Here is a 26069-nt window from a genome sequence, read left to right on the forward strand (position 1 = left end):
GGGGGCGAGGCGACGGCGTTCGGCTTGAAGGGCGTCTGGACGGTCACGGGCGTCTCACTTCCGGGCAAGGCAATGGCGTAGCCATCAGGGCGGACTGACCCTGTGGGTGACGGCTTCGGAGATGGCAGGGAGGAACTACTTTCCGATCAGGACCCGAGGGTCCTGGCGACAGCGACCCGACATGTAGTTGGGTGTATGGCGGAAGTGGGTGTTTCGCAAGAAAACCACTGCCGCCTCCAGGGTCCAGGACCGCACCCCCCGTGATGGGGGGCGAGCAACCGGCGAACCCAAGCTATGGGGGGTCCCCCGGTGTGTCAACGCTAGATCCTGTGTAAACCTGCCGCCGGGGTCGGATCGATCATTGCAATCTATGATCACTCAACGACACTCTTCCGGGCGTCCTCCGCAGGACATTTACACGCCCGGAAAACCGGGCTTGGGACCGTCTTTTTGAGGCGCTCACCCAACCCCCCGAGATCAGGGCGCGAGGCCCGCGTCGGGGGTTGGGGCGGCTTCCGGGGCGCTGTTGGCGGGGGGCTGCCGTGGGGCCGGTGCTACAGGGGTGTTGTCCGGGGCGCTCTCGCTGTGGACGGCGCGGCGCAGGGCCTCCTCCAGGTCGCGGGCGGTGGGGCCCACGGTGGTGAGCATCTGGTTGGCGGCGCGGGCGTGGCGGTTCTCCGTCTCCGCGGCGAGCTTGAGCTGGGCCAGGCCTTCCGACACGAGGCGGCGGGCGTCCTCCAGCTTCTGGCGCGCCTGGTAGAAGGCGACGTCGGTGAGCATGGACTGGAGGCTTCTGCGCTGCTCCTCCGTGATGCCGGCGAGCTTCTCCGCGCGGCGCAGGTAGTAGAGGCCGCGCTCCACCTTGGCGGGCTCGCCGGACGCGATGCGCGGGCGGGCCAGGTTCTCCAGGAGGGGGAAGAGGGCGCGGTCCAGGTCGTCGCGGTCGGTGAACTTCTGCATCGCCAGGAGGGTGACGTCCTGGCCCTCCAGGGGGAGCGGGGCGTACGCGTCCGCCAGCCGCGGGTCGCCGGGGCGGTAGGCGGCGGCGCCCGTGGGCAGGGCGCGGCCCTTCATCACCACCAGCTCGCCGTTCTCCTGCACGACGGTGAAGGTGCGGGCGTTGAGCTGGCCCAGGAGGAAGACGACGCCGCCACCCAGGCCCAGGATGACGAGGAAGACGAGCAGCCGGGTGAAGGTGCGACGGGCCCGGTAGCCAAAACCCTGCGGTGAATGGGTGGTCATGTCGCCTGCTCTCCGGTCGGTCGGGCGTGGGCCCGTGAGGGTCTGGCCCTGAAATTGGGTCTTCTGGGACTCCAACGCTACAGTTCTCGCCCCCTCGGGAACATCATTTGCAACCCACCTTTCGTCGCATGGGGCCCAGCGAACTGCTGCCCCGCTACATCTTCGCGGAGAGCCTGTTCGCGCGCCGTCGCGTGCTGGAGGTCGACGCCGTGGCCTCCACGGGCGGCGAGAGCGCGCGCTTTCTCGTCGAGCGGGGTGCTCGCACCGTGGTGGCGTGCGACGCGGACGTGGCGGCGGTGGAGGCGGCGCAGAAGGCCCATGCGCACCCGCAGCTGCGCTTCCGCGCCAACGTCTATGACGACCTGGAGGCGGGCAGCTTCGACCTGGTGCTGGTGACGGACCTGGCGCCCTACGTGCGCGCGCCGGAGCTCCTGGCGGAGCTGGCGCGGCTGGTGGCCCGGCAGGGCTTCCTGGTGGGTGGCCTGCGCAACATCGCGGGGCTGGCGCTGCCGCAGCTGGTGGAGCCGGAAGAGACGGTGCCGCCCACGTACGGGCAGCTCCTGGACGCGCTGAGCGCGCACTTCCCGCATGTGGAGGTGGCCACGCAGTCGCCGGTGCTGGGCTACCAGCTCGCGTTCGAACGGGGCGAAGGCTTGCAGGTGGACGGCTCGCTGGTGCGGCACAGCGAGGCGGCGTACTTCGTGGTGATGGCGGGCCTGGAGCCGGCGCGGGTGGTGGACCCCACGTGGGTGCAGCTGCCGCCGGAGCCGCTGGCCTTCACGCGCGGCAAGCTGGACGAGGTCGCGGCCCGCGCGAAGACGTGGGAGGAGCGGGCAGGGCGGCTGAAGGAGGCGGTGTCCAAGCTGCGCGCGGAGATTGGCGACCGCGAGGCGGAGGTGGTCGCGCTCAAGCCCGCGCTGGAGGGCGCGCGGCAGGACATGGCGCGGCTGACCGCGCAGCTGGAGCAGGCGCGGGGCACGGTGGAGTCCGCGCGCGAGCGGGACGACCTGAGCAGCCGGCTGCGCAGGCGCGAGCTGGAGTTGCAGGTCGCGACGGAGCGCATCGCGGACGCGGACCGGCGGCTGACGGCGCAGCGCCTGGAGGTGGAGGCGGCGCAGCGCGCGCAGGCGGACGCGGGCGTGCAGGTGCTGGCCGCGCAGGAGTCGCTGCGGCTGGAGCGGGCTCGGCGCGAGGAGACGGCGGCGACGCTGGACGAGGCGCGCGAGCGGCTGACCCAGGCGTACACGGAGCTGCGCACGCTGCAGGATGAGCTGGGCTCGCTGCGCATCGACCGGGAGCGGGACCGGCTGGCGGCGGAGCGCGCGCAGGACGGGGCCGAGGACCGGCGCCGGCAGGCGGAGGCGGCTCGCGAGCGGGAGCTGCGCATCGCGGAGCAGTACTCGACGGCGCTCGCGGCGGTGGAGCACCTGAAGGCGGAGCTGGCGCGCGCGCAGGAGTCCGCGCGGACGGCGGGCGACGCGGTGCCGGTGAAGGAGGCGGAGCTGGCGAGAGCCCGCCGGGAGCTCGCCGAGGCCCAGCAGCGGATGCACTCCGCCGACGGGGCGCGCAAGGACGCGGAGGCGCGGCTCGCGGAGCGCGAGGCGCTGCTGCGTGGCCTGGAGACGGAGCTCACCGCGGCGCGCGAGGCGGAAGGCCGGCTGCGGCAGGAGCTGGAAGGCCGTGCGCAGTCCGAGTCGGCGGCGCGGGCGCTGGCGGCGCGGCTGGAGGAGGAGCTCCACGCGGCCGGGCTGCGCCTGGAGACGCTGGAGGCGGAGCAGCAGCGCGTCGAGTCCGCGCAGCACGTGGCGGGGCAGCGGCTGGCGGCGGCGGAGACGGAGCGCGTCCGGGTGGAGGCGGCGCTTGTCCAGGCCATCGACGCGGAGCGGGCCCAGGCGCAGGCACGGCTGGAGGAGGCGCTGGCCCAGGCCCGCGCGGAAGCCGATGAGCGGGTGACGAACGCGCTGGCCGCCGCGCACTCCGACGCGGATTCGCGCCAGGAGCGCGCGCTGGCGGAGGCCCGTGAGCAGGAAGAGGCGCGGCTCGCGCAGGCGCTGGAGGAGGCGCGTGAGGCAGCCCGAGCCGATGCGGATGCGCGTGTCGAGCGTGCGAAGGCAGAGGCCGCGCAGGCGCTGACTGAAGTGCGGGCTGACGCGGATGCTCGTGCCGAACAGGCGCTGGCGGAGGCGGTCCAGGCGCTGGATGCGGCCCGAGTCGAGGCGGATGCTCGTGTCGAACAGGCGCTGGCGGAGGCCCGCGTTGATGCGGATGCCCGTGTCGAGCGCGCGGTCGCGGAAGCGGCGCAGGCCCTGGCGGAAGCCCGGGCTGATGCGGATGCGCTGTTGGCGAAGGCGCTGGCGGACGCGGCGGCCGAGCGGGAGCAGGCCCTCGCCGAGGTGCGCGCGAGTGCTTCGGCCCAACGCAGCCGGCATCTGGCGGACGTCGAGGCCCGTGCGGCTCAGGCGCTCGCGGAGGCTCGTGCGGAGGCAGAGGCCCTGCGCGTTCAGGCCCTTGAGGCTGCCCGCGCCGAAGCCGAGGCCGAGCGGGTCCGGCAATTGGAGGAGGCCGAGCTTCGCGCGGCGCGGATGCTCGCCGAGGTTCGTGCCGAAGCCGATGCGGTCCTCGCCCGCCGGTTGGAGGAAACCGAAGCCCTCGCGGCCCGGACCCTCGCGGATGCGCGTTCGGAAATGGAAGCCCAGGCTCGCGCCGAGGCTGAGGCCCGGGTGGCCCGTGCTCTCGCCGAAGCCCGCGCCGAGTCGAGCGGCCAGACGGAGCAGGTGCTCACCACCGTGCGCGCCGAGGCGGAGGCCCAACTCGCGGCGGCCGAGGCCCGTGCCACGGAGGCCCTGGAGTCCGCGGTCGCGCAGGCTCGTTCCGAGGCCCGGGACACCCTGGCCCGTGAGGTGTGGGAACACGGCGCCCGGCTCGCGGAGTCGAACCAGGCGCGCGAGGCCGCGGAGGCACGCAACACGGAGCTGGAGGCCACGCTCCGCACGCTGCGGCAGGAGTTGACCGATTCAGAAGCCCTGGCGGCCCTCATCCAGGAGGACCTGTCGCGGGAGCAGAAGGCCCGCGCTTCGACCCAGGCGGAGTTCGAGGCGGCACGCGAGTCCCTGATCACCGAGCAGGAGCGGGGGGCTCGCTGGGAGGCGTTGCTTGCCGACACCCAGGCGCAGCTCTTGTCGGAGCGCGAGCAGCAGGCCCGCGCGCAGGTGGCGCTGACGAATTTGCAGGAGTCGCTCGACGCCGAGCGGGCCCTGCGTGCCCGGCTGGAAGGCTCCGAGTCCTCGTGGAACGAGGCGCAGAGTGCGCTGGAGGCGGACCGGCTGCGGCTGGATGCCGCGCTGGGCGTGGCTCGTACTGTTCTGGAGGAGGAGCGCGCGCAGCGGATCCGGCTGGAGGCGTCGTTCGCGCAGCTCCAGACGGAGTCCGCTTCAGCGCTGGAAGCGGAACGCGCCCGGGCCGAAGCCGCGCAGGAAGCTCGGACCCAGCTCGAGGCGGACCTGTCGGCGGCACGTGCCGCGCGGCTGTCCACCGAGGCCGCGTTCGAACAGACGCGCCAGACCCTCTCCGAGGTCCAGACCGCCTTCACCGAAGCGCAGCGCACGAACGAAGCCGCGTTGCTGGAGCTGCGGCAGTCGCAGGCGACGGCGCTGGACGAGGCGCGCGCGTACGCCCGGGAGCTGGAAGAGGTCCGTGCCTCGCTGGCGGACGCGAAGCAGGCGCAGTCGGCCCAGGACGCGACGGTGCGCGAGCTGCGCGCGGAACTCACCGAGGCGCGGCGGTTGGAGGTGGAGGCGCTGTCCTCGTTGGATGAGGCCCGCTCGAACGAGGCCGCGCTCCGCTCGGAGCTGGAGACCCTCCGCGCGGAGTCCATGGCGCAGCGGGCGCGCCTGTCCGAAGCGCAGCAGGCACAAGCCGCCATCCAGGCCCAACTGGAATCCGAGCGGCTCCAGTGGGAGGCCACGGCGCGCGAGCAGCAGGCCCGTCTCGCGGAAGTCGAAGCCCGCCGCACCGCGCTGGAAGCATCGCTGTCGGACGCCGAATCCCGGTACACCGAGGAGGCCGCGAGCCTCTCCGCGATGCAGCGGTCTCTCTCGGAGACCTCGGCACGTCTCGCGAGCGAGGCCTCGCGAGCATTCTTGCTGGAGCAGGCGCTGAAGGACGCGGATGCTCATTATTCCGTCGAAAATTCGCGCGCGAGCTTGCTGGGACAAGCCCTGGAGGAGGCGGAGGCTCGTCATGCCGCCGAAGCTTCGCGCGTGCTCTCGCTGCAACAGGCCCTGACGGAGGCCGAGGCGCGGCTTGCCACGGAGACGGAACGCTTCGCCATGAAGGTGGCGGAGGCGGAGTCCCGGCAGGCCACGGACACCGCACGGCAGACGTCGCTGGCCCAGACGCTCGCGGAGGCCGAGGCCCGGCTTGCCGCGGAGTCCTCTCGTCGCTCCGAACTGGAAGCAACGCTCGCGGAGGCGGAGTCCCGGCAGGCTGCGGAGTCCGCTCGCCGCTCGGAGCTGGAGGCGTCCATCACCACGGCGGAGGCCACGATTGCCGCCGAGTCCGCGCGCCGCGCCGAGCTGGAGGCTTCGCTGAAGGACGCCGAGGCCCGCCTCTCCACCCTGGAGCAGGCGCTGGCGGACGCGGAGCAGCGCGCTGCCTCCGAGACGTCGCGCCGCGTCGGACTGGAAGCTTCGCTGACGGAAGTGGAGTTCCGGCTCGCCGCCGAGACCGCGAACCTTAGCGCGCTGGAGGACTCGCTCGCGCAGGCGGAGGCCCGGCTCGCCGCGGGCTCGCAGTCGCAGGACGCGGCGCGCGAGGCCGAAGCCCGGGCCGCGCGTCTCACGGAGTCCCTGACGGCGCGCGAGCAGGAGCTGCGCGAGGCCAGCGCCCTGCGGGTCTCCATGGAGGCGCAGCTGGAAGGCGCGCTCTCGCGGACCGAGCGTCAGCAGCAGGATCTGAACGAGCTGCGCGAGCAACTGGGCTTGAAGGAGCAGGAGCTGACGGCCCTGCGCGCGGAGACGGCCCGACTGGGCGCCGCGCACCTGGAGTTGATGCGCCTGGGATCCGAACTGCAACGGGCACACGCCGCGCTGCATGAGCGGAGCCAGCAGGTCGGCCGGCTGGAAGCGGAGTTGGTGGACGCCAGCGACCGGCTCGCCGCGACGCGCGAACACGCGGAGGTGCTCGTGGTGCAGCTTGAAACCGCGCGCCGCTTCGCGGGCAAGGCCACGAACCTGGAGGCGTCGCTGGAAGGCCTGCGCGCCGAACTGGAAGCCGCGCGCGCGGAGACGGCCCGGCTCACGGAGACCGGGAACGAGCGCACGGCCTCCCTGGAAGGACAGCTCGCGGACCTCACCGCGCGCGCGGAGCAGGAGCGGGCCGAACTGGAGGCCCGGCTCACGAGCGTCACCGCCGAGAAGGCCGAGCTGCAGGTGCGCCTCGCGGAAGTGTCCTCGCAGGCCGGCACGGAGCAGGCGGAGCTGGAGCTGCGCCTCACCGAAGCGCTCACGAGCGCCGGGACGGACAAGGCGACGCTGGAGCTGCGTCTCAACGAAGCGCTCGCAAGGGCCAGCCTGGAGAAGGCCGAGCTGGAGACGCGCCTCAACGAACTGCTCGCCAACGCCGGGACGGAGAAGGCCGAACTCGAAGCGCGCCTCACTGAAACGCTCGCGCAGGCCGTCACGGAGAAGGCCGAGCTCGAAGCCCGCCTCCACCAGTCCTCCGAGCAGACCCGCGAATCCCTCGCCGCCCTGGAGGCCCGCCTCGCTGCCGCGCTCGAGGAGGCCCGGACCGAACAGGCCGCGCTGGAGTCCCGCGTCGCCGCCCTGACCCAGGCCGCCGCCGACGCCGAGGCCCAGGTCCGCCGCGCGGACGCCGAGCGCACCGCCATGGCCTCCGAACGCGAGCGCCTCCAGTCAGACCTGACAGTCGCCCGGGCCGCCCGCGTCCGCCTGGAAGGCCGCGCCAACTCCCTGGAGACCGCCGCCGCGGATGCCGTGCGCATCCTGGACGCGGAGCGTGCTGAACGCGACCAGCTCGCCGCGCGGATCCGCGAACAGCAGGCCCGGCTGGAAGCGCTCGAAACCGAACGCGAGACGCTGGTCCAGGCCCTGGAGGAAGCGAAGACCTCCGCCGCCGCGCCCCCGGAGGACGTCCTGGAGATGGCCGCGGAGATGGAGGTCCTCCAGGCCCACGTAGAGAAGATGCAGGACCAACTCGCCGCCCGGGAGGCCGAGCTGGCCGAGCTGCGTCGCGCCATGCCGGCACTGGACGTTCCGTCCGCGCCCAAGAAGGTCGGCGAGCGCGAATAACCGCCGCCGTCTACACTTCCCCCCGTGGACGCAAGCGAACGCATCTTCAAGTACCACGGGCTGGGCAACGACTTCGTCGTCCTGGACCGCCGCCGCACGGGCGTGGACATCGACGCGGAGCAGTCCCGCTGGCTGTGCGACCGGCGCCGGGGCATCGGCGCGGACGGGGTGCTCTCCATCCTCCCGTCGTCTCGTGGCCTTGCCCGCATGGTCGTCCACAACGCCGATGGCAGCATCGCGGAGATGTGCGGCAACGGCCTGCGCTGTGCGGTGAAGTATCTGGTGGACCAGTCCGGCCAGCACCCCGCGCTCATCGACGTGGAGACCGGAGCGGGCGTGCTCACCTGCGAGCCCGGTTACGGCGACGGCGGCGTGGTGGGCGTGGACATCTCCATGGGCCCGGCCCGGCTGGTGGCCGCGAACCTGCCCTCCGGGACGACCGGACAGCCCTTCGTGAACGCCCCCGTGCCCGGCCATGAGGACCTGCTGGGGACCGCGGTGAACATGGGCAACCCGCACCTGGTGCTCCTGGATCAACCCCTGGAGGCCGCCGAGCGCCTGGGCCCCACCCTGGAGCGGCACCCGGCCTTCCCGGACCGCACCAACGTGGAGTTCGTCCGCGTGGACGAGGACGGCCTCACCGTCGTCGTCTGGGAGCGCGGCTGCGGCCTCACCCAGGCGTGCGGCACGGGCGCGTGCGCGTCCGCGGTAGCGGCGGTGCTGGCCAATCGCCTGCCCTCGAACGCCTGGCTGCGCGTCACCCTGCCGGGCGGCGACCTGCGCATCCGCGTTCCAGGCGACCTGTCCGACATCCGGCTCCGGGGCCCGGTGGCCTTCGTCTTCGAAGGCGTTGTAGCGCTTCCAAGGGCCCGATAACCTTCGGCTTTCCTCCCTTCTCCCCCCGAGCGCCGTGGCCGGTCCCATCCTCGTCGTCGACGACGACCTGTTCTTCCGAAACCTCGCCACGGACCTGCTGTCGCGACGCGGGCACCGCGTGGTGGCGGTGGAGAACGCGACCCTCGCCCTGGAAGAGGTGGCCCGGGCGACGTTCGACCTGGTGCTCACCGACGTGGTGATGCCCGGCGTGGACGGCTTCGCGCTCACGGCGCGCCTGCGCGAGCGCGACCCCGAGCAGGAGGTCATCCTCGTCAGCACCCGCGACGACGTGCAGGGCTCGGAGGTCGCGCTGCGCCTGGGCGTGGCGGACTGCCTCACCAAGCCCATCGAAGAGGCGGACCTGCTGCTCGCGGTGGACCGCGCCATGGAGCGCGCCCAGCTGCGCCACGAGCGCGCGCGGCTCCAGGACGAGAACCTGGAGTTCGCCCGCTTCCACAACCTCCAGCAGCGCTGCCTGGAGCTGCTCTCCCATCCGGATTTGGAATGGCTCCAGGAGCGCGTCATCGCGGACCTGGGCGCGGTGTGCGACGCGCAGAGCGCCGCGCTGTGGGTGGTGGACGACCGGGGAGACCTGGCGCTGCGCTCGTACCGGGGCCTGCTCGACAAGCAGTTCCTGCCGGAGAAGATGAGCCCGGAGGGGCCGCTGTCCCTGCGCCTGCGCGAGGCCGCGCCGTGGCTCGCACGCGACGAGCGCTCCCCGGTGCTGTACGTGCCGCTGGTGGCCTCGGGCGAGGTGATGGGCCTGGCGCAGCTGTCGGATCCGCTCACCGGCGACTTCCGCCTGGAGCACACGCGCGACGCGAAGGTGCTGGCGGACTTCGCCGCGGTGGGCGTGAAGAACGGCCGCAAGCTGATGGCGCTCCAGCGCCTGGGCCTGCGCGACCGCGACACCGCCGCGTACAACCTCAGCTACTTCACCGACTACGCGTCCAAGGAGATCTACAAGGCGCGCAGGTACGGCCGCACCTTCTCGCTGCTGACCTTCAGCATCGACAACCTGCCGCTGGTGCGCGTGCGGCTGGGCGCGCAGGACGCGAAGAAGGCGGTGCGCGGCATCATCAAGGCGCTCAGTAAAATCATCCGCGACTCGGACGTCATCGCGAAGGCGAGCGACCAGGAGTTCTACCTCCTCTTGCCGGAGACGGACTTCTTCGGCGCGATGATGTTCGTGCGCCGCGCGGTCGCCGCCGTGCGCGACGAGCCGGACGTGCAGGACGTGGAGCAGCGCCTGCCGCTCGCGCTCGTGGGCGGCGCCAGCACGTTCCCCAAGGACGGCGAGGACTTCGACGAGCTGGTGCACCGCTGCCGCCGCCGCATGGACGAGCGCCGCGCGTCGCTCCAGCGCCGGCTGATGCTGGACGGGCTGCCGTTCTGGGACGAGGTGGACCTGCTCCTGGGCACGCCCAACAGCCCACGCCTGCCCACGGATGACCGCGCCGAGCCCAGCCGCCGGGGCAAGGTGGCGGACGTGCTCTTCGACGAGCTCCAGGTGGAGATCGCCCGGGAGCTGGTGCGCGACCCGGGCTCGCGCGGGCTGCTGTATGTGGGCGGCCCGGAGATTCGCGCGGACCTGCCGCTGGCGGTGGGGCTGGAGCAGGCGCCGCCGGACCTGTCCTCGCGCATCTACCTGTTGGGCCGGCGCGTGGACCTGGAGTCACACGCGGCGCTCACGCCGGTGTTCCTGGAAGGGGATGAACGGGTGGCGCGCCACGAGTTCATCCTCTGGCTGTCGGAGAGCGCGTCGTACGCGCTCATCCAGCGGCGGGGGCGGGGCGCGACGTGGGGGTTCCACACCTCGGACACCGCGGTGGTGGACGGGCTCATCTCCAAGCTGCAGGCCGAATACGACCTGCAGCCCTACTGACGTCACGAAGCGGAGCAAGCGACCTTGGCCCAGGTGCGGAAGATCCTCATCGCCGACCCCGACCTCGACTCCGTGCGCGCCCTGTCGCGGGCGCTGCGCACGAAGGGCTATCAGGTGCACTACGCGCCGGATGGCTCGCGGGCCCTGGAGGTCGCGGTGCTCCGGCACCCGGACCTGACGCTCTTCGACGAGGCGTGCCGGCTCCTGGACGCGCGCACGTTCGTTCAAATCCTGCGCACCAACCCGCGCACGGAAGACATCCCGGTGGTGCTCACCACGTCCAGCCTGGACACGGACCGGGCGCGGGGCATGCGGGACGGCACGCTGCGCAAGCCGTTCAACCTGGACGAGGTGCTCAGCCGCATCGAGCACATCTTCCGGCGCAACGAAGCGGCCAAGGACCTCAAGAGCGAGCAGCAGGAGATTGAAGGCTCGCTCAGCCAACTGAGCATCCCGGACCTCATGCAGATTCTGGGCATGAACAAGCGCAACGGGCGCCTGGCGCTGGAGCGCGGCTCGGAGCGCGGCGAGATCACCGTCTCCGACGGGCGCACGGTGAACGCGCGGCTGGGGAGGGTGGAAGGGGAGAAGGCGCTGTTCCGGCTCCTGGCGTGGACGGAGGGCAACTTCACGTTCACCCCCGGCACCAGCGCCGCGCGGCCGCGCATCAACCGCGCGATGGACGACGCGCTCCTGGAGGGCATGCGGCAGTCGGATGAAGTGAACCGCCTGCTGCCGGGCCTGCCGCCGCGCCACACGCGGCTGATGCTGGCGCCGGAGGTGGACCTGTCCGAGGAGCAGCACCCGGTGACGGCGCAGGTGATGGAGCTCTTGCGTCAGCCTCGCGCGCTGGGCGAGGTGCTGGACCTGGCGCCCGCCACGGACATGGAGGTGCTGGGCGTGCTGTCCACGCTGCTCCAGAAGGGCGTGGCGCGGCCGACGGAGAGCGAAGGCCAGAACCTGGGCGCGGGCGACCTCATCGGCGCGGCGGAGGTGCACGCGCTGCGCGGGCGGCTCTTGCGCACGCGGACGCTGGCGAAGGTGGCGACGGCGAAGGTGTTTGTCTGCGGCAGCGGTTCGTCCGCGGCGCGGCGCATCCTGGCGCGGGTGCCGGGGCTGGAGGCGATGTCGGCGGACCCCACCGCGGTGAAGAGCGGCTTCGGGACGCTGGGCCGCCTGGAATTGAGCGACGTGTTGAACGTGGACTTCTGCGTGCTGCCGCCCGCGGAGGCCGCGCGCCCACTGTGGCGTCCGTTCAGCGCGGGGGCCATTGGCGCGCTCTTGATGGACAACTCGGAGCCGGCGGTGCGGCTGGCGCACTACCTCGCCTGGGAGGTCCGCATCCCCATCGTGGTGGTGGGCACGGAGGTGCCGGCGCCATTGCAGGGCGCACCGGCCGGCGTGAGCGCTCCGGGTGAAGACCTTACGGAAGCGCTGCGAGCGATGCTGGTCCAGGCGCTCAACCCCGCGCCCACGCTGCCCGGCGTCACGCAGGTGCAGCGCGCCTCCGTGACGCCTCCCTGAGACGCAGGCTCAGGTCCGGCGCTCCAGGTACATGGGGAGCGCCCCCTTGGGCCGCAGCGTCAGGTGCGAGTCCGGCTCCAGCGTGAAGCCGGGCGCTTCGCGCAGGCGGTAGCGCTGGGCCACGGTGGCCAGCACGAGCTGCGCCTCCATCATCGCGAAGCTGTTGCCGATGCACTGCCTGGGCCCGCCGCTGAAGGGGAAGTACGCGAAGCGGTGGCGCTTCGCGGCGGCCTCGGGGGCGAAGCGCTCCGGACGGAAGGCCTCCGGCTCCTCCCAGAAGTCCGGGTGGCGCTGCGTGACGTAGGGGCTCACGTCCACCGAGGTCCCCTTCGGGATGCGGAAGCCGCCGATGACGTCGTCCTCCTGCACGCTGCGGCTGAAGATGACCGCGGCGGGGTACAGCCGCATCGACTCCTCCACCACCTGCTTCGTGTAGACGAGCCTCGGCACGTCCTCCGCCGTGGGCGCGCGTCCCCCCAGCACCGTGTCCAGCTCCGCGTGCAGCCGGGCCTCCACCTCCGGGTGCTTCGACAGCAGGCCCCACATCCAGCTCAGCGACGTGGCCGTCGTCTCGTGGCCGGCGAGGAGCATCGTCATCACCTCGCTGCCCAGCTGCTCGTCCGTCATGCCCTCACCGGTGTCCTCGTCGCGCGCGAGCATCAACATGGACAGCAGGTCCCCCGTGTCGTCGCCGCGCTGGCGCCGCGTGGCGATGATGCCCCGCACAGTCCCCAGCAGCGTGGCGCGCGCGTCCCGGAAGGCCCGGTCGTAGCGCGTGGGCAGCACGGGCGGCAGCACGCGGAAGGTGCGGAACCGCTCGGCGATCTGCCGGCTCAGCTCGGTGAAGGACGCGCCCACCTGTCCGGCCTGGCCCTCCACGGAGGTGCCGAAGAGGGCCTCCCCGACGATGGCCAGCGTCAGCCGCATCATCTCCTCGTTGATGCCCACGGGCGCGCCGTTCGCGGCGGCCGTGTCCCAACGCTGGAGCAGCGCTTGCGTCTGCCGCACCATGCCGGCGGCCATGCCCGCGATGCGCTGCCGGTGGAAGGCAGGCTGGGCCAGCCGCCGCTGCCGGAGCCAGAAGTCCCCCGTGCTCGTGAGCAGGCCGTTGCCGGTGATCCACCGGCCCATGCGGTACGTGATGTGGTCCTTCGTGTAGTTCTTCACGTGGTCCTGCAACACGTGCTTCACGGCATCCGGATGCGCGACGAGGTGCGAGCGCATGGGGCCCAGCCGGTAGCGCACCACGTCGCCGTACTGGCGATGGAGGCTTTCCAGGCAGCCCAGGATGTCGCGGCGCACTTCGGGCAGGATGCCCATGAGCAGGTGGCCCCGGGGGCCCGGGGGCTGGCGGGTGACGGTGGCGGTGGCGGCGGCGGTGGTCATCGGGCGCTTCCTCCTGGAGGGAGGTATCGCGCCCCGGCGCCCGGCGTGCATGGTCCCGGGGCGCCAACGCATTGTCCTCCGGCGCCAGGGCGCATTGCGAGGCGAGGGGGCGTCAGGCCATGCTGGCCCGCGATGCGTCCCCAGACGCTCCAGTCCTCGCTGTTCCGCCCCCTGTTCCAGGTGGGCATGTCGCTGGGCATCGCCCGGGAGCGGCTGCTCGAGGCGGTGGGCGTGGACGAAGCCCTGCTCGCGCGGCCGGACGTGCGGCTGCCCTACACGGCGCTCCAGCGCGTGTGGACCCTGCTCGTGGAGGTGGGCGGCTCCGAGCCGCTGGCCGTGCGGCTCGCGCAGGCCCTGGAGCCCACGCACGTGGGGCTCGTGGGCTACGTGCTGGTCAACAGCCCCGACCTGCGCACGTCCCTCCAGCGCTATTGCCGCATCCACGCGCTGCTGGACCCGCGCACGATGTGGCGCGTCCTCCAGCTGCCCGGAGTGATGCGCGTGGAGCTGGAGCTGGATCCCCAGGATGAATGGGCCTCGCGCCTGAAGCACCCGGTGGAGGGGTTGCTCGTGGCGATGGTGGCCAGCGGCCGCGCGCTCAGCGGCGAGGACTGGCGCCCCACGCGCGTCTGCGTCACGCACCCGCGCCATGCGGCCTCCTCGGTGGTGGAGGCGTTCCTCGGCGTCGGCATCGAATACGGCGCGAGCGCCAACCTCGTGCAGGGCGACGAGGCCGCCGCGAACCTCCCCATCCGCCACGCGGACATCGAGCTGGGCAACCTGCTCCACGCCCGCGCGGAGGCGGAGCTGGCGCGGGTGGAGGCCCACGAGGTCCGCTCCTGGCGCGAGCGCGTGGAGGAGGTGCTCGCGGCCCAGCCCCGCACGGGGGACCTGGTCCCCGTGGACGTCGCGACGCGGCTCGCGGTGAGTGAGCGCACGCTCCAGCGCCGCCTGCGGGAGGAGGGCGTCACGTTCGCGGGTCTGGAGGACGCCGTGCGCCGCGACCGCGCCTTCCAGCTGCTGCGCGACGGACAGCTGCCCCACTTTGAAATCGCCTTCCTCCTGGGCTTCAGCGACCCCAGCGCCTTCACCCGGGCCTTCCGCCGCTGGAGCGGGACGACGCCGGGCCAGTGGCAGCAGGCGCAAGGCCCGAAGCCGTGAAGGAGGCGGGCGCCGGAATCCGCCCCCGGCGCGGAATGTTTTCCCCATAGGGCGCGGCACCCGCCGCACCGGAGAGGGGAACACGGATGATCAAGACGCTGAGGGACGCGGAAGAGCTGGTGCGCACGCGCCACGTCATCACCGAGGTGCCCACCCACGGGCCCACGTCCCTCGTCGAGCAGGTCATGGGCGGCCGGCCCACCGGCAGCTGGCGTGACCATGCGAAGGGACGCCTCGCGTACCGGCTGGGGCGCATGTTGCGCGCGTCGAAGGACGTGCTCGCGGTGCGGCTCGTGGAGGGCAAGGTCGCCTTCGTGGACTCCACGCTATGGCCCGCCGTCTACCGCGTCGCCATGGAGCCCGCGCGCCGCCGCCCGTCCCTCCAGGGGCTGTCCGCGGACGCCCGCGCGCTGCTGTCCACCGTGGAGCGGGACAAGCGCGTCCAACTGGACAAGGAAGGGCCGTGGACCAAGGCGCGCGAGGCCCTGGAGGAGCGCTTGCTGGTCCACTTCTCCGAGGCGCAGGATGACGACGGACGCCACGTCGCGGTGCTGCGCTCGTGGCGGGACTGGGCCTCCGTCACGCTCAAGGCGGACGCGGCCCGGCTGTCCTACGAGGACGCCCAGGCGCGGCTGCGCGCGGCGTGTGACGGGGCGCCCACGGGGCTGGGGCCCTGGGTGTTCTGACGCGCGCCGGGCCTCAGGCCGCTTCGTCCAGGATTTCCAGCGCGTCCCTTACGCCCGGCAGCCGGGCGAGCAGCTCGTACTCCGCGGGCTGGAGCATGGACACGCGGCGGCCCGCGACGCGCTCCATCCACAGCTCGATGCGGTGGTCGCCCTCCGGGTTGACCTGGCGGCTGATGCGGGCGCGGCGGCCCTCCTTGTGGCAGGCGAGGATGTCCTGCTGGAGGCTGCGCAGACGGCGGAACACCTTCAGCGCCATTCGACCCTCGGGGGTGTCGAACGTGTGGAAGTGCCGGTTCCGCGACAGCGGCCGGCTGGGGTCATGAAGCCTCTCCACGAGGCGGCGCACGAAAGGGTCCATCGACGGAGAACGATAACATCCGCTACCCTGTCCCTCAGCGATGCCCCATCGATTTTTCCCCCGTCCCTGGACGCTCGTCCTGCTCCTTCCGCTTGCCTGCAAGGACCCGGAGACGGCGGCCGCCCAGAAGCAGGCCGTCCAGGTCCAGAACTCCCTCTCCCAGGGCCGTGACGCGCTCTCGCAGGGCCAGTACGTCCGCGCCATCGCCGCGCTGCAGAAGGCCGCCAACGCCGCGCCGGAGAGCGTGGAGCCGCTGCTGCTGCTGGCCAAGGCCCACCAGGGCGCGGGCAACCCGGGCGCCGCCATCCTGACGCTCAAGCAGGCGGAAGGCCTGCTGCCCGGCACCGACCCGGTCATCCAGAAACAGCTCGCGGACCTCTACCTGGGGGAAGGGCAGATCTCTCCGGCCATCTCCACGCTCGTCGCGCTGCGGGACGAGGGCAAGCTGCCCAACGAGGACATCCTCGCGCTGGCCCGCCTCCAGGCGCGGCAGGGACGCCCGGACGAGGCCTTCACCACGCTGGAGCGCATCCTCCGGGAGAGCCCGGACGACGCCGCGACGAAGACGGTGGAGGCCGAAATCCTGCTCATGAAGGGCGAGGAGCTGCTCGCGGCCAACCTGATGGACCGCGTGCTCCAGGGCACGCCTGGCTTCACGCCCGCGCGGCTGTTGCGCGCACGCTACTTCCTGATGAGCGGCGTCTACGACATGGCGGAGGCGGACCTCCAGGCCGTGCCGCCCGAGGACGCGGACACCACGGACGTGGTGGCGATGAAGGCCCGCGTGCTCATGGCGATGAAGCGCCCGGCGGAGGCGGAGGGCGCGCTCAAGAAGCTGGTGGAGGACGACGCGGACAACGCGGAGGCCATCGCGTGGCTCGCGGAGATCGTCTGCGCCCAGGGCCGCGCGTCGGAGGCCCAGCAGCTGGTGGACCGCGCGCTGCACCTGCGCCCGCGCTTCGGCCGCGCGCTGTACGTGCGCGGGCGCGTGCTGGAGGAGCAGGGGGACGCGAGAGCGGCGGAGGACAGCTACCGCTTCGCTCTCAAGACGGAGCCCGCCTTCGCGCCCGCACTGTCGCGCCTGTGGCGGCTGCACCTGAAGGCCGGCCGCAAGCCGGAGGCGCAGGAGGTTCTTGAACGGCTGTTGGGCCTGGGAGAGGCGTCCGCGGAGGAGAAGGCCGCGCTCGCGAACCTCTACGCCCAGTTCGAGACGCAGCTGCCGCGCGGCAAGAAGCTCATCGAAGAGGTCCTGAAGCGCGAGCCGCAGAACCCCGAGTACCTGCGCATCCAGAAGGCCATCGACAAGGCGACGCCCAGGAAGAAGAAGGCCCCGTCCGGGCCCATCATCATCCGCGGGCGGCGCTGACCAGGACGGACCCGGACCCGGAGGAGGGCAGCCCCTCCGCGTCCGCGACGACCTTCTCCAGCGCCTTGAGCCCCTTGCGCTGGCCCACCGCCACGACGAGCAGGTTCTCCCGCGTGAAGTAGCGCCGGGCCACCTCGCGCACGCGCGCGGCCGTCTGGCGGTCCACCTGATCCGCGCGGTGGCCGAACGTCTCCGGCGTCCGGAACAGCTCCACGCCGCCGAACCACCCGGCCAGCTCTCCCGGCGAGTCCTGGGAGAACTCCAGCAGCATGCGGTGGCGGCGCTTGGCGCGGTTCAGCTCCTCCTCGCTCGCCTCCTTCTCGCAGAGCTCCGCGAGGACGCGCAGCGCTTCGGCCACCACGAGCGACGCCTTCTCCGGCGCGCTGGCCGCTTCAATCTCGAAGAGGCTGATGTCGTGGTACGTGTCCAGCCCGGCCTGCACCGAGTACGCGAGGCCGCGCTTCTCCACGATTTCGAAGGGCAGCCGCGACGACAGCCCGTCGTCCAGCAGGCGCCGCAGAATCTGGAGCGCGGGGAAGTCCTCGTGCTGCTCCGGCACGCAGCGGAAGGTGAGCTTGAACTCCGTCTGCGACTCGTCGTGGGTGACGAAGTGGAAGTGCGGACCGGGGCCCAACAGGGCCGGCGCGCTCTCCGTGGTGGCGCTGCCCTTGGGCAGGTGCGCGAAGGCGCGCTCCGCCAGCTCCAGCACCTCCGAGTGCTTCACGCTGCCCGCGGCGGACACCACCAGGTTGCCGGCCACGTAGTGCCGGGCGAAGTGCTCCAGCACCTGGGCGTGGGTGAGCGCCGTCACGGACTCGCGGGTGCCGGCGATCTTCAGGGAGAGCGGGTGGCCGGGGAACAGCAGCCGCTTGGACAGGTTGTCCAGGTCGATGTCGCGGCCCTTCTCGTCCACCTCGTCGAGCATCTCCTCGAGGATGATCTGCCGCTCCACCTCCATGTCCGTGAGGCGGGGGCGGGTGAGCATGTCGCCGATGACTTCCAGGCCCACGCGCAGGTGCGCCGGGTGCAGCGGGGTGTAGTAGTAGCCGTGGTCGCGGGTGGTGGCGCCGTTGAGGTTGCCGCCCACCTCCTCCACGGCGGCGTTCATCTTCACCGTGTCCGGCCAGCCCTCGCTCCCCCGGAAGAAGAGGTGCTCCAGGAAGTGGCTGACGCCGTTGTTCTCCACCGTTTCGTGGCGGCTGCCGGTCCGCACGTAGACGGCCAGGAGGGCGGTGTGCAGGTGGGGCGTTTCGACGGTGACGACGCGCAGCCCCGAGGGCAGCACGTCCCGGTACGGTGTAAAGCTCATGCGCAGGGAAGCCTTAACACGAAGGTCGTTCCCTGGCCGGGAATACTCTGGCAGGAGAGCGAGCCCCCGTGGGCCTGGAGGATCTGCTGGCTCACCGCGAGCCCCAGGCCGGTGCCGCCCTCCTTGGTGGTGAAGAAGGGCTCGAAGAGGTGGCGGCGGACCTCCTCGGTCATGCCGTTGCCGGTGTCGCGCACGGTGACCTCCACGTCGCCGTCGCGCGGGGTGGTGGCCACGGTGAGCCTGCCCCCCGTGGGCATGGCCTCGCGGCTGTTGCGCAGGAGGTTGAGGAACACCTGCCGCAGCTGCCCCTGATCCGCGAGCACGCGGGGCGTGTCGGGCGCGAAGTCGCGCACCACCTCCACGCCCGCGCGCACCAGCTCCTCGCGGGTGAAGTCGAGCACGCCGTCGAGCACCGCGATGATGTCCTCCGGCTCCAGGTCCGGCCGGGCGGGGCGGGCCATGCGCAGGTACTGCTCGGTGACGTCGGTGAGGCGGTCCACCTCGTGGGTGACGGCGGAGAGCAGCTCGCGCGCCTCCGTGGCGGTGTCCTGCGAGTCGAACCGCGCGCTGTCCACCGCGTCCTGGAGCAGCTCCACGTTGAGGCCGATGGAGGATAGGGGGTTGCGCACCTCGTGGACGATCTGCGCGGAGATGCGGCCCACGGCGGCCAGCTGCTCCGCGCGCATCAGCGCCTCGGCCTGGGACTTGAGCTGCGCCTCGCGCGTCTGGAGTGAGCGGGCCATCTGGTCGAACTCGCGCGCGAGCAGCGCGACCTCGTCCTCGCCGCGCACGCCCAGTTGGGCGGAGTAGTCACCCCGGCCGATGCGGGACACGCCTTCAATCAGCGTACGCACCGGGCGCAGCGTGCGGGCGGACCATGCGGTGACGCCCACGCCCACGCCAATGGCCATGATGGACAGCGCGATGATGGTGAGGCCGGTGCGGCGCTCACGCTCCTCCGCGCCGTCCACGCGCTCGCGGATGCGGTTGCCCAAGGTCGCGCGCAGCACGCGCAGCTCGCGGCCGATGGCGCTCTCCAGCTGGCGCAGCTCGGCGGTGGCGCGCGCCACCTCCTGGCTTTCGGGGGACTCGGACGCGAGCGCGGTGAAGACGGCCTCCACCGCGTGGCCGTAGGCCTGGGAGTTGCGTGCCAGCTCGGCGAAGCGCGCGTCCAGCTCCTTCACGAAGGGCACCTCGCCCTCGGGGGCGAAGGTGAGCACCTCGCGGGCCTTGGCGCGGGCGGCCTCCAGGCGCTGGGCCATCTGGGGCGCGTAGTAGAGGCTTGCCAGCCGGATGAGCGCGCGGCGCGTCTCCACGCTGTTCTGCTCCAGCACGCGCTCGGTGTCCTTCTCCTGGCTGGTCTGGAAGGTCTCCAGCGCGGCGGCGTCCTGGGACAGCTGGAGGTAGCCCTGGCTGACGAGCCGGATCTCCAGCCGGTTGCGGTGCAGCTCCGCCACGCTGAAGAGGGACACGGCCCCGAACGTCAGCAGCACCAGCGCGTAGCCCAGGAAGATGCGGGTGGCGAGCGAGAGCTTCATGGAGGAGGGGACAGGACATACGTCCTGGGGCGGGCGCATTACAGCGCAATCCCCGCCGCGCCGCCTGCTTCCGGCCGTCCGGACTCCACCCCTCCGGGGAAGGGGGCTGGTAGCGTCCACCGCATGGCACCGCGCTTCGTCCGCTCCACGCTCCTCGCCGCCGCCCTCGTGGCCCTCACCCCCGCCTGCGGGGAGAAGGAGGTCCGGCCCGGCCTGATCCTCCTCTCCGCGTCCTGTGCCGGCACCCAGCCCCTGGCCGGGGTGACGCACCTGCGCTTCCGCGTGACGGGCCCGGGCCTCGACACGCCCCGGGAGCGGGTGTCGACGGTGAACTGGACCTGGGCGAAGGACGTGCCCACCGTTCCGCCTGGCGCCGACCGGGTGCTGGAGGTGCGGGCCTACGTGGGGGCACCGGATCAGGGCGGCCAATTGGTCTCGCTGGGCCGCTCCTCGCCGTTCCCTGTGTGGGCCGGGGAGGATGAGCCGAATCCCCAGGTGCGAGTGCTCCTGCGACGGCTGGGCGAGTTCGTGCCGGTGAACCTGGCGTCGGATCCGGAGACATGTTCGACGCCGACGGAGGCCCGCGCGGCGCACACGGCGACGACGCTGCCGGATGGACGGGTGTTGTTCACCGGAGGCTACCGGCCCCAGGGGGATGGCTCGCGGCCCGTGTCCGCGACCACGGAGGTGTTCGACCCGAGGGAAGGCACGTTCATCCCCGGGCCGGACGTGGGCGCGCGGGCCTTCCACACGGCGTCGCTGCTGCCGGACGGTCGCGTGTTCCTGGCGGGCGGAGCGGAGTCCTTCGCCCCGGTGACGTTGCAGCCCACGTCACGCCTCCTGGACCCGGAGACAGGCGCGAGGAGTGACCTGACGCCGAAGGTCGCGCGCTACCAGCACGCGGCGGCGGTGGATGCGGCAGGGCACGTGCTGCTGGTGGGCGGGCGGGCGGCGGACGGCAGCGGGGTGTTCACGGCGGAAGCCTTCGACAGCGCCTCCGGCCGCTTCGTCGACGTGGCCGGTGAGGTGCGCCGTGTCGACACGACGCTGACGGTGAGGGACGACGGAAAGACCTTCTTGATCGCGGGCGGTGCCGACACCACGGGGCCCGCGCCGGAGGTCCTGGCCGTCGGCTTCAACGGCACGGACCTGGAGCGCCTGTTGAACGTCCCGCCCCGGCTGCGGGTGCCCCGGGTGGGCGCGGCCGTCGCGCTGCTGGGACGGCCGGAGGAGACACCCCGCCCCTTGTTGATGGGCGGCTTCGACGGCGTGGATCCATCCCAGGGAGCACAGGCGGTGGGCGCCTCCGAGGTGCTGGAGGACGTGATGACCGTGAGCGACGGCCCCGCGCTGATGCCTCGGAGCAACCCCTGCGCGGTGACGCTGCCGGACGGCCGCGTCGTGGTGCTCGGAGGACGGGGCACCGCCATCGGCTCGACGTACGCGGTGCCGTGGGTGGAGCTGATCACCCCGCACGCGGGCTCGCAGCCCACCGTGCTGGGCCTGCCGCTGATGCCGCAGCCGCGCGTGTGGCACACGTGCTCCGCGCTGCCGGACGGCTCCGTGCTCGTGGTGGGCGGCGTGGACGACAGCACCGGGGAGCCCCGCGCCAACACCGAAGCCCTGGTGGTGATGCCGCCGCCGCGCGACTGAAGCTGGCCTGTCCCAGGCCTACCTCGTCCTGGAACAGCGTTTCATCCGGGAGTAGATCGACGCGACATGAACGCACCGCGCAAGTGGTCCCCGGTTGCCCTCGTGCTGGCCCTGTCGCTGGGCTGCACCACGACGCGAGGAGGCGTGGGGCTTCGTTCGGATGGGACGCCCAAGCCCGAGGACTGTCCCGAGGATGCGCTGAACACGATGCGGATCCTTCGCCTGCGCGTGGGCGACGGAGCGAACGTCGCGCTCGACATCAACCAGGACGACGTCAGCCCCATCACGCTCTACGACGGCCCCGTGGAGAGCATGCTGATCTCCGGCCTCGGGCCTCTCGAAACGACCACCCGGCTCTACGGACGGGTGTGGACCGGCGGTCCGCAGGTGGTCGTCCGCTACTACGAGGCGCATCCTCCGGACGGCGACAAGGTTCCCATCTGTGCCGTGGCGCGGCTCTCCAAGGGGCAGCTGCGGAAGCGGCCTGACTCCAAGCCGGGGACGGCCATCCTGGAGTTCGCCTCGGCGGGCGTCGACATCGTCGAGTCCTTCCGCTGAAACACGAAGGCCCCGCGTCCCGGTGAGGGGACGGCGGGGCCTGGGTGCTTCAGGCTGGGACGCGGATCAGGCGTTGGACGGCGGGGACTCGGAGGGCTTCGCCTCGCCCTCGCTGGACGCCGGGGCGGCGGCGGGGGCTTCCGTCGGCGTGGCCGCGGCGGCGGCGCGGGCCTCCGCTTCGGCGCGGGCGCGGGCCTGCTCGTCGCTGCGCTGGTCGCTGGCGGCGACCTCGTCCGGCGTCAGCTCCGTGCGGTCCGCGAGCATGCCCGTCTTCTTCTCCAGGTCCTTGATGGCCCGGCGAAGCAGGTCGCGCTCCAGCAGCGTGCGGTTGAGGCGCTTCTCCAGCGCCTTGTACTTGTCCTTGCCCAGGTCGGCCTCGGACTTCGTCACCGCCAGGATGCGCGCCTGCGTGTCCGCGCGGCCCTTGAGCCGGCGTACTTCCTTCTCCAGCTCCGCGGCGCGCGCGCGGTCCTTGTTCGCCGCCTGCTCCAGCCGGTTCATCTTCTCGCGGTCCGCGTCGTTCAGCTCGCGGTAGCGGCGCACGGGCTCCGCCGGGGCCACGGGCACGGGCGTCACGGACACCGCCGCGCTCACCACGGGCTCGCTCGCGGGCGCGGCGATCTGCTCCGTCGTCGCGGGGGCGGCGGCCGCGGGCGCGGACGTCTGCGCGGGGGCGGCGGCCGGGGCCTCACGGCGGCGGGGGCTGTTGCGCGACTCGGTCTCCGCGCGCAGCCGGGCGTTCTCCGTCAGGGCCTGTGCCAGCTCCGAACGGGTCTGCTCCAGCTGGATGCTGGCGTTGCGCTCCACCTCGGCGCGGGCCTTGGCCAGGTCGTTCGACCCCTTGTCGCCTTCCTTCTGCTCGAAGAGCTTGCGCTTGGTCTGCTTCAGCTGCTCCTTGACCTCCTGGAGCTGCGCGCGCTGCTCGTCCAGCTCCTTCTGCTTGCGCTGGACCTCCGATTCCGCCTTCGCGCGCGCCTTGCTTTCGGACTCCAGCTCGCCCCGGAACGACGACGGCGCGGAAGAGGAAGAAGAGAGCGAGGGACGGCCCGCGTTGGCACCAGCGCCGCTCTTGTCTCCGAAGAGCAGCAGGCCGAGCGTCACGGCGAACCCGACCGATACGAGGATGAGTGCAACCAGCAAGGGAACGACCTCCACAGAAGGATGCAAAAAGCGGGGCAGCCTACCGCTGGGACATGGCGCGTCAAGGCTTCACTGGCGGGCAACCCGGCGGGCCCCACCCACCGTGCCGGCCGGGCCGCGCCGTCCGCCTGTTTTCCGGCTCCCCCGTGAGCGCCGTCCTGGGGCACGCTCCCGCCCATGGCGCACCTGGAGCTGAAGCCGAAGCAGGACGTGTCGAGCTTCCGCAAGCTCGCCATCGGGAGCTGGACGACCGCGTATGACCCCACGGTCTACGGCACGCTGACGGTGCGCATGGACGCGGCGCTCGCCTGGCTGGACGCCTTCCACCAGCGCACCGGCGTCCGGCTCACCGCGACGCACCTGGTCCTCAAGGCCGTGGGCGAAGCGCTGCGCCGCTGCCCGGACGCGAACGCGCTCCTGCGCTACCAGCGCATCTACCTGCGCCAGCGCATCACCGTGTGCGCGGTGCTCCCCGGCGCGGATCAGCAGGGCCTCACGCCCGTGCGCATCGAGGACGTGGACCAGAAGCCCGTGCGCGAGCTGGCGCTGGAGGTGGAGGCCACCGCGGCGCGCGTGCGCGAGGGCCGCGACGCCCGGGTGGAGCAGGGCCGCCGCCTGCTGTCGCGCGTGCCGCACCTGCTGCTGCACCGCTTCACCGGGCTGGTGTCGTTCCTCACGTACACGCTGAACGTGGATCCGTCATGGCTCGGCATGCCCAGGGATCCATTCGGATCAGCAGTCGTGGTGGACGTGGGCGCGCTGGGGCTCGACACGGCGTACCTGCCGCTGGCGCCGTTCACCCGTGTGCCCATCTTCCTCGCGCCTGGAGCGGTGCGGGAGGTGGCGGTGGTGGAGGAGGGGCGGGTGGTGCCTGGCCACGTCATGAACATCAACGCGTCCTTCGACCACCGCTTCCTCGACGGCTACCACGCGGGCGTCATCGCCAACACGCTGCGCGAGATGCTGGAGCACCCGGAGGAGTCCTTCGGTCCACTCCCGGCCCCGCCGCCCGGATAGCCTCCGTCAGCGCGGCTCGCGCACCCGCCGGCGTCGCACCGTCTCCGCGCCGCCCAGCGACTCCAGCACGGCGGCGAGCACCCGGCGCGTCTCATCCACCACCCGGGCCCCCTGCGCGCGGCGGAAGCGGGTCTCGAACTCCGCCCGGATGGCGCGCGTCGTGTCCACGGCGGCATGGCCCCGCTCGGACAGGCGGATCCGCCGCGTCCGCGCGTCCTCGGAAGGCGCCGGCTCCACGATGCCCAGCGTCCGCAGCTCCGAGACCGTCTTGGACGCCGCCTGCTGCGTCACGCCCAACAGCTCCGCCAGCTCGCTGATGGTGCGCGGCGCCCCCAAGAGGTGCTGCACCACGTAGCCATGCCCCTGCCGCAGCCCCGGGAAGCCCGCCGCGTGCACCCGCTCCAGCACCAGCGCGTTCACCCGCATGCCCACGAAGAGGGCCAGGTGTCCCAGGTCCAACGCCTCCAGCTCCGCACTTCCCCTGCGCGCCCGACGTGCCATGACCCTCCGTCTTGCATCCACAACTTGGGTTGTGCAATGACGGTTGTGAAACCGGGGTTGTGGAAATTCCTCCTGAAGCCCGGTCCAGGGAGCCCGCCATGTCCCAGCCCTCGCCGAACCTGGAGTTCACCCGGCGCTACTTGCAGGCCCTCGAAGCGGGGGCGACCGGGGAGGCGCTCGCGGCCTTCTTCCACCCGGAGGTGCGCCAGCACGAGTACCCGAACCGCCTGACGCCCCAGGGGACGACGCGCGACCTGGCGGCGCTGCTGGCCTCCGCGGAGCGGGGCCAGAAGGCCGTGGCGGCCCAGCGCTACGAGGTGACCTCCGAGCTCTGCGTGGGAGACACCGTGGCGGTGGAGGCGGAGTGGAGCGCGACGCTGCGGGTGCCCGTGGGAAGCCTGCCCGCGGGCGGGACGATGCGGGCGTCGCTGGGCATGTTCTTCACCTTCCGCGACGGCCGCATCGTCTCCCAGCGCAACTACGACTGCTTCCAGCCCTTCTGACCTAGTACGCGTACTCCCAGCCGCCGCGGGAGCGCGTGCCGTGGCCCATCCGCGCGCTCATCTCGCGCAGCCGGCGCACGCGCTCCGGGATGGGCGGGTGCGTGGAGAACAGCGACATCACGCCGCCGTGGTGCAGCGGGTTGACGATGAACAGGTGCGACGTCGCGGGCGCCCGGTCGTACGGCATGGCCTCCGCGCCGCGCTCCATCTTCAGGAGCGCGCTCGCCAGCGCATCCGGGTCGCCGCACAGCTCCGCGCCCGTGGCGTCCGCGCCGTACTCGCGCGAGCGGCTCACCGCCAGCTGCAGCAGCGTGGCCGCGATGGGCGCCACCAGGAGCAGGCCCAGGTTGGACATCGCTCCCGCCAGGCCGCCGCCCTCCTCGTCGTCGCCGCGGCTGAGCATGCTGCCGCCGAACCAGAAGAGCATCTGCGCCGCGTAGCTGATGATGCCCGCGAGCGTCGCCGCCACCGTGCCGATGAGCGTGTCCCGGTTGCGCACGTGGCCAATCTCGTGCGCGAGCACGCCCTCCAGCTCGCGCCGGTCCAGGATGTCCACGATGCCCGCCGTCACCGCGACGGCCGCGTGGCTGGGGTTTCTGCCCGTGGCGAACGCGTTGGGCTGCGCGGTGGGCAAGAGGTACACCTTCGGCTTCGGCATGCCCGCTCTCGCGGCCAGCCGCTCCACCATCTCGTGCAGCCACGGCGCCTGCTCGTACGGCAGCGGCTGCGCGCCGTGGATGGCCAGCGCGATGCGGTCGCTGAACCAGTACGAGCCGAAGTTCATCACCACCGCGAAGAGGCCCGCCATCGCGAGCCCCTGCGCGCCGCCTAGCCGCTGGCCGATGACGAGCACCAGGCCCGTCAAGCCCGCCAGGAGGACGGTCGTCTTCAATGCGTTGCCCAGCCGGTGCCACCCGCCGCCCTTGAGCGCCGGTGCCGCCGGTCCTCGGGATGTCATGTGGGGGTCACGCCAAGCCATGGTCCTCGTTCCGTGCCTTTCGCCCCGTCAAGGGGGCCACACGAAACGTAAGCAGGCGCAAGGGGGCGTCAACGTAACG

The 26069-nt window shown here is 72.2% G+C and carries 19 protein-coding genes; 11 read left to right on the forward strand and 8 right to left on the reverse strand.

All coding sequences use genetic code 11. The annotated features are described in order from the left end of the window. Positions 1-477 precede the first annotated feature (477 nt). The gene (locus NR792_RS39450) at positions 478-1242 is read right to left on the reverse strand and encodes an IF-2 protein (protein ID WP_375757838.1); all 765 of its coding nucleotides are present in this window, start codon (positions 1240-1242) and stop codon (positions 478-480) included. A 128-nt stretch (positions 1243-1370) separates the two neighbouring features. On the opposite strand from NR792_RS39450, the gene NR792_RS39455 reads away from it, so the two are divergent. From NR792_RS39455 to NR792_RS39470, 4 genes are read left to right on the forward strand one after another with little or no spacing between them, the layout of a single operon-like run. Next, complete coding sequence (locus tag NR792_RS39455) at positions 1371-7550, forward strand: methyltransferase domain-containing protein (RefSeq protein WP_375757839.1); 6180 nt, start codon at positions 1371-1373, stop codon at positions 7548-7550. A 24-nt stretch (positions 7551-7574) separates the two neighbouring features. Then, entirely contained in the window at positions 7575-8426 is an 852-nt protein-coding gene (gene dapF / locus NR792_RS39460; protein WP_375757840.1) for a diaminopimelate epimerase, read from the forward strand. Between the two features lie 34 nt (positions 8427-8460). Then, positions 8461-10311 carry a response regulator gene (locus NR792_RS39465; RefSeq protein ID WP_207049621.1) on the forward strand — a complete coding sequence of 617 codons (1851 nt, stop codon included), beginning with the start codon at positions 8461-8463 and terminating at the stop codon, positions 10309-10311. Between the two features lie 24 nt (positions 10312-10335). Next, positions 10336-11835 (forward strand): DUF4388 domain-containing protein, encoded by a 1500-nt coding sequence (locus tag NR792_RS39470; RefSeq protein ID WP_375757841.1) that lies wholly within the window; start codon positions 10336-10338, stop codon positions 11833-11835. 9 nt (positions 11836-11844) lie between these two features. Here NR792_RS39470 and NR792_RS39475 read toward each other — a convergent pair whose 3' ends face one another. Then, positions 11845-13221: a cytochrome P450 gene (locus NR792_RS39475; protein WP_375757842.1), complete on the reverse strand. Its 1377-nt coding sequence runs from the start codon at positions 13219-13221 to the stop codon at positions 11845-11847. A gap of 132 nt (positions 13222-13353) precedes the next feature. Between NR792_RS39475 and NR792_RS39480 the strand changes: the two genes are divergently transcribed. Further along, complete coding sequence (locus NR792_RS39480) at positions 13354-14382, forward strand: AraC family transcriptional regulator (RefSeq protein ID WP_375757843.1); 1029 nt, start codon at positions 13354-13356, stop codon at positions 14380-14382. Between the two features lie 86 nt (positions 14383-14468). Then, a complete protein-coding gene (locus NR792_RS39485) occupies positions 14469-15068 on the forward strand; it encodes an RNA methyltransferase (RefSeq protein WP_375757844.1) in 600 nt (199 codons plus the stop codon). A gap of 13 nt (positions 15069-15081) precedes the next feature. On the opposite strand, the gene NR792_RS39490 is transcribed toward NR792_RS39485, so the two are convergent. Beyond that, the gene (locus tag NR792_RS39490) at positions 15082-15426 is read right to left on the reverse strand and encodes a hypothetical protein (protein WP_375757845.1); all 345 of its coding nucleotides are present in this window, start codon (positions 15424-15426) and stop codon (positions 15082-15084) included. A 40-nt stretch (positions 15427-15466) separates the two neighbouring features. Here NR792_RS39490 and NR792_RS39495 point away from each other — a divergent pair, with 40 nt between their 5' ends. Then, positions 15467-16792, forward strand: a complete 1326-nt coding sequence (locus NR792_RS39495) for a tetratricopeptide repeat protein (protein WP_375757846.1) — start codon at positions 15467-15469, stop codon at positions 16790-16792. Here NR792_RS39495 and NR792_RS39500 read toward each other — a convergent pair. Together NR792_RS39500 and NR792_RS39505 are read right to left on the reverse strand one after the other, a co-directional pair. Next, positions 16773-18101: a M16 family metallopeptidase gene (locus NR792_RS39500; RefSeq protein WP_375757847.1), complete on the reverse strand. Its 1329-nt coding sequence runs from the start codon at positions 18099-18101 to the stop codon at positions 16773-16775. The two genes, NR792_RS39495 and NR792_RS39500, sit on opposite strands and share 20 nt — an antisense overlap. Then, complete coding sequence (locus tag NR792_RS39505; RefSeq protein WP_375757848.1) at positions 18098-19639, reverse strand: PAS domain-containing sensor histidine kinase; 1542 nt, start codon at positions 19637-19639, stop codon at positions 18098-18100. The genes NR792_RS39500 and NR792_RS39505 overlap by 4 nt, the downstream gene beginning before the upstream one ends. Before the next feature lie 123 nt (positions 19640-19762). On the opposite strand from NR792_RS39505, the gene NR792_RS39510 reads away from it, so the two are divergent. After that, entirely contained in the window at positions 19763-21292 is a 1530-nt protein-coding gene (locus NR792_RS39510) for a hypothetical protein (RefSeq protein WP_375757849.1), read from the forward strand. Positions 21293-21358: 66 nt separating this feature from the next. After that, positions 21359-21850 carry a serine/threonine protein kinase gene (locus tag NR792_RS39515; protein ID WP_375757850.1) on the forward strand — a complete coding sequence of 164 codons (492 nt, stop codon included), beginning with the start codon at positions 21359-21361 and terminating at the stop codon, positions 21848-21850. 66 nt (positions 21851-21916) lie between these two features. Here the strand turns inward: NR792_RS39515 and NR792_RS39520 are convergent, their stop codons facing one another. Beyond that, the gene (locus NR792_RS39520) at positions 21917-22990 is read right to left on the reverse strand and encodes a cell envelope biogenesis protein TolA (RefSeq protein WP_375757851.1); all 1074 of its coding nucleotides are present in this window, start codon (positions 22988-22990) and stop codon (positions 21917-21919) included. A gap of 177 nt (positions 22991-23167) precedes the next feature. Between NR792_RS39520 and NR792_RS39525 the strand changes: the two genes are divergently transcribed. Next, the gene (locus NR792_RS39525) at positions 23168-24007 is read left to right on the forward strand and encodes a 2-oxo acid dehydrogenase subunit E2 (protein ID WP_375757852.1); all 840 of its coding nucleotides are present in this window, start codon (positions 23168-23170) and stop codon (positions 24005-24007) included. A 6-nt stretch (positions 24008-24013) separates the two neighbouring features. Here NR792_RS39525 and NR792_RS39530 read toward each other — a convergent pair whose 3' ends face one another. After that, positions 24014-24508, reverse strand: coding sequence for a MarR family winged helix-turn-helix transcriptional regulator (locus tag NR792_RS39530; RefSeq protein WP_375757853.1), 495 nt, complete (start codon positions 24506-24508; stop codon positions 24014-24016). 98 nt (positions 24509-24606) lie between these two features. Here NR792_RS39530 and NR792_RS39535 point away from each other — a divergent pair, with 98 nt between their 5' ends. Next, positions 24607-25011, forward strand: a complete 405-nt coding sequence (locus tag NR792_RS39535) for a nuclear transport factor 2 family protein (RefSeq protein ID WP_375757854.1) — start codon at positions 24607-24609, stop codon at positions 25009-25011. 1 nt (position 25012) lies between these two features. Here the strand turns inward: NR792_RS39535 and NR792_RS39540 are convergent, their stop codons facing one another. Next, entirely contained in the window at positions 25013-25969 is a 957-nt protein-coding gene (locus NR792_RS39540) for a zinc metalloprotease HtpX (protein WP_375757855.1), read from the reverse strand. Positions 25970-26069: the final 100 nt, after the last annotated feature.

This window comes from Corallococcus exercitus, assembly GCF_042231735.1.
GTDB classification, from domain to species: domain Bacteria; phylum Myxococcota; class Myxococcia; order Myxococcales; family Myxococcaceae; genus Corallococcus; species Corallococcus exercitus_B.

Excerpts from the sequence above, each read along its gene's own strand:
- NR792_RS39450 (WP_375757838.1), bottom strand. The coding sequence starts at position 1,242 with ATGACCACCCATTCACCGCAGGGTTTTGGCTACCGGGCCCGTCGCACC.
- NR792_RS39455 (WP_375757839.1), top strand. The coding sequence starts at position 1,371 with ATGGGGCCCAGCGAACTGCTGCCCCGCTACATCTTCGCGGAGAGCCTG.
- NR792_RS39475 (WP_375757842.1), bottom strand. The coding sequence starts at position 13,221 with ATGACCACCGCCGCCGCCACCGCCACCGTCACCCGCCAGCCCCCGGGC.
- NR792_RS39480 (WP_375757843.1), top strand. The coding sequence starts at position 13,354 with ATGCGTCCCCAGACGCTCCAGTCCTCGCTGTTCCGCCCCCTGTTCCAG.
- NR792_RS39485 (WP_375757844.1), top strand. The coding sequence starts at position 14,469 with ATGATCAAGACGCTGAGGGACGCGGAAGAGCTGGTGCGCACGCGCCAC.
- NR792_RS39490 (WP_375757845.1), bottom strand. The coding sequence starts at position 15,426 with ATGGACCCTTTCGTGCGCCGCCTCGTGGAGAGGCTTCATGACCCCAGC.
- NR792_RS39495 (WP_375757846.1), top strand. The coding sequence starts at position 15,467 with ATGCCCCATCGATTTTTCCCCCGTCCCTGGACGCTCGTCCTGCTCCTT.
- NR792_RS39500 (WP_375757847.1), bottom strand. The coding sequence starts at position 18,101 with ATGAGCTTTACACCGTACCGGGACGTGCTGCCCTCGGGGCTGCGCGTC.
- NR792_RS39505 (WP_375757848.1), bottom strand. The coding sequence starts at position 19,639 with ATGAAGCTCTCGCTCGCCACCCGCATCTTCCTGGGCTACGCGCTGGTG.
- NR792_RS39510 (WP_375757849.1), top strand. The coding sequence starts at position 19,763 with ATGGCACCGCGCTTCGTCCGCTCCACGCTCCTCGCCGCCGCCCTCGTG.
- NR792_RS39515 (WP_375757850.1), top strand. The coding sequence starts at position 21,359 with ATGAACGCACCGCGCAAGTGGTCCCCGGTTGCCCTCGTGCTGGCCCTG.
- NR792_RS39525 (WP_375757852.1), top strand. The coding sequence starts at position 23,168 with ATGGCGCACCTGGAGCTGAAGCCGAAGCAGGACGTGTCGAGCTTCCGC.
- NR792_RS39530 (WP_375757853.1), bottom strand. The coding sequence starts at position 24,508 with ATGGCACGTCGGGCGCGCAGGGGAAGTGCGGAGCTGGAGGCGTTGGAC.
- NR792_RS39535 (WP_375757854.1), top strand. The coding sequence starts at position 24,607 with ATGTCCCAGCCCTCGCCGAACCTGGAGTTCACCCGGCGCTACTTGCAG.
- NR792_RS39540 (WP_375757855.1), bottom strand. The coding sequence starts at position 25,969 with ATGACATCCCGAGGACCGGCGGCACCGGCGCTCAAGGGCGGCGGGTGG.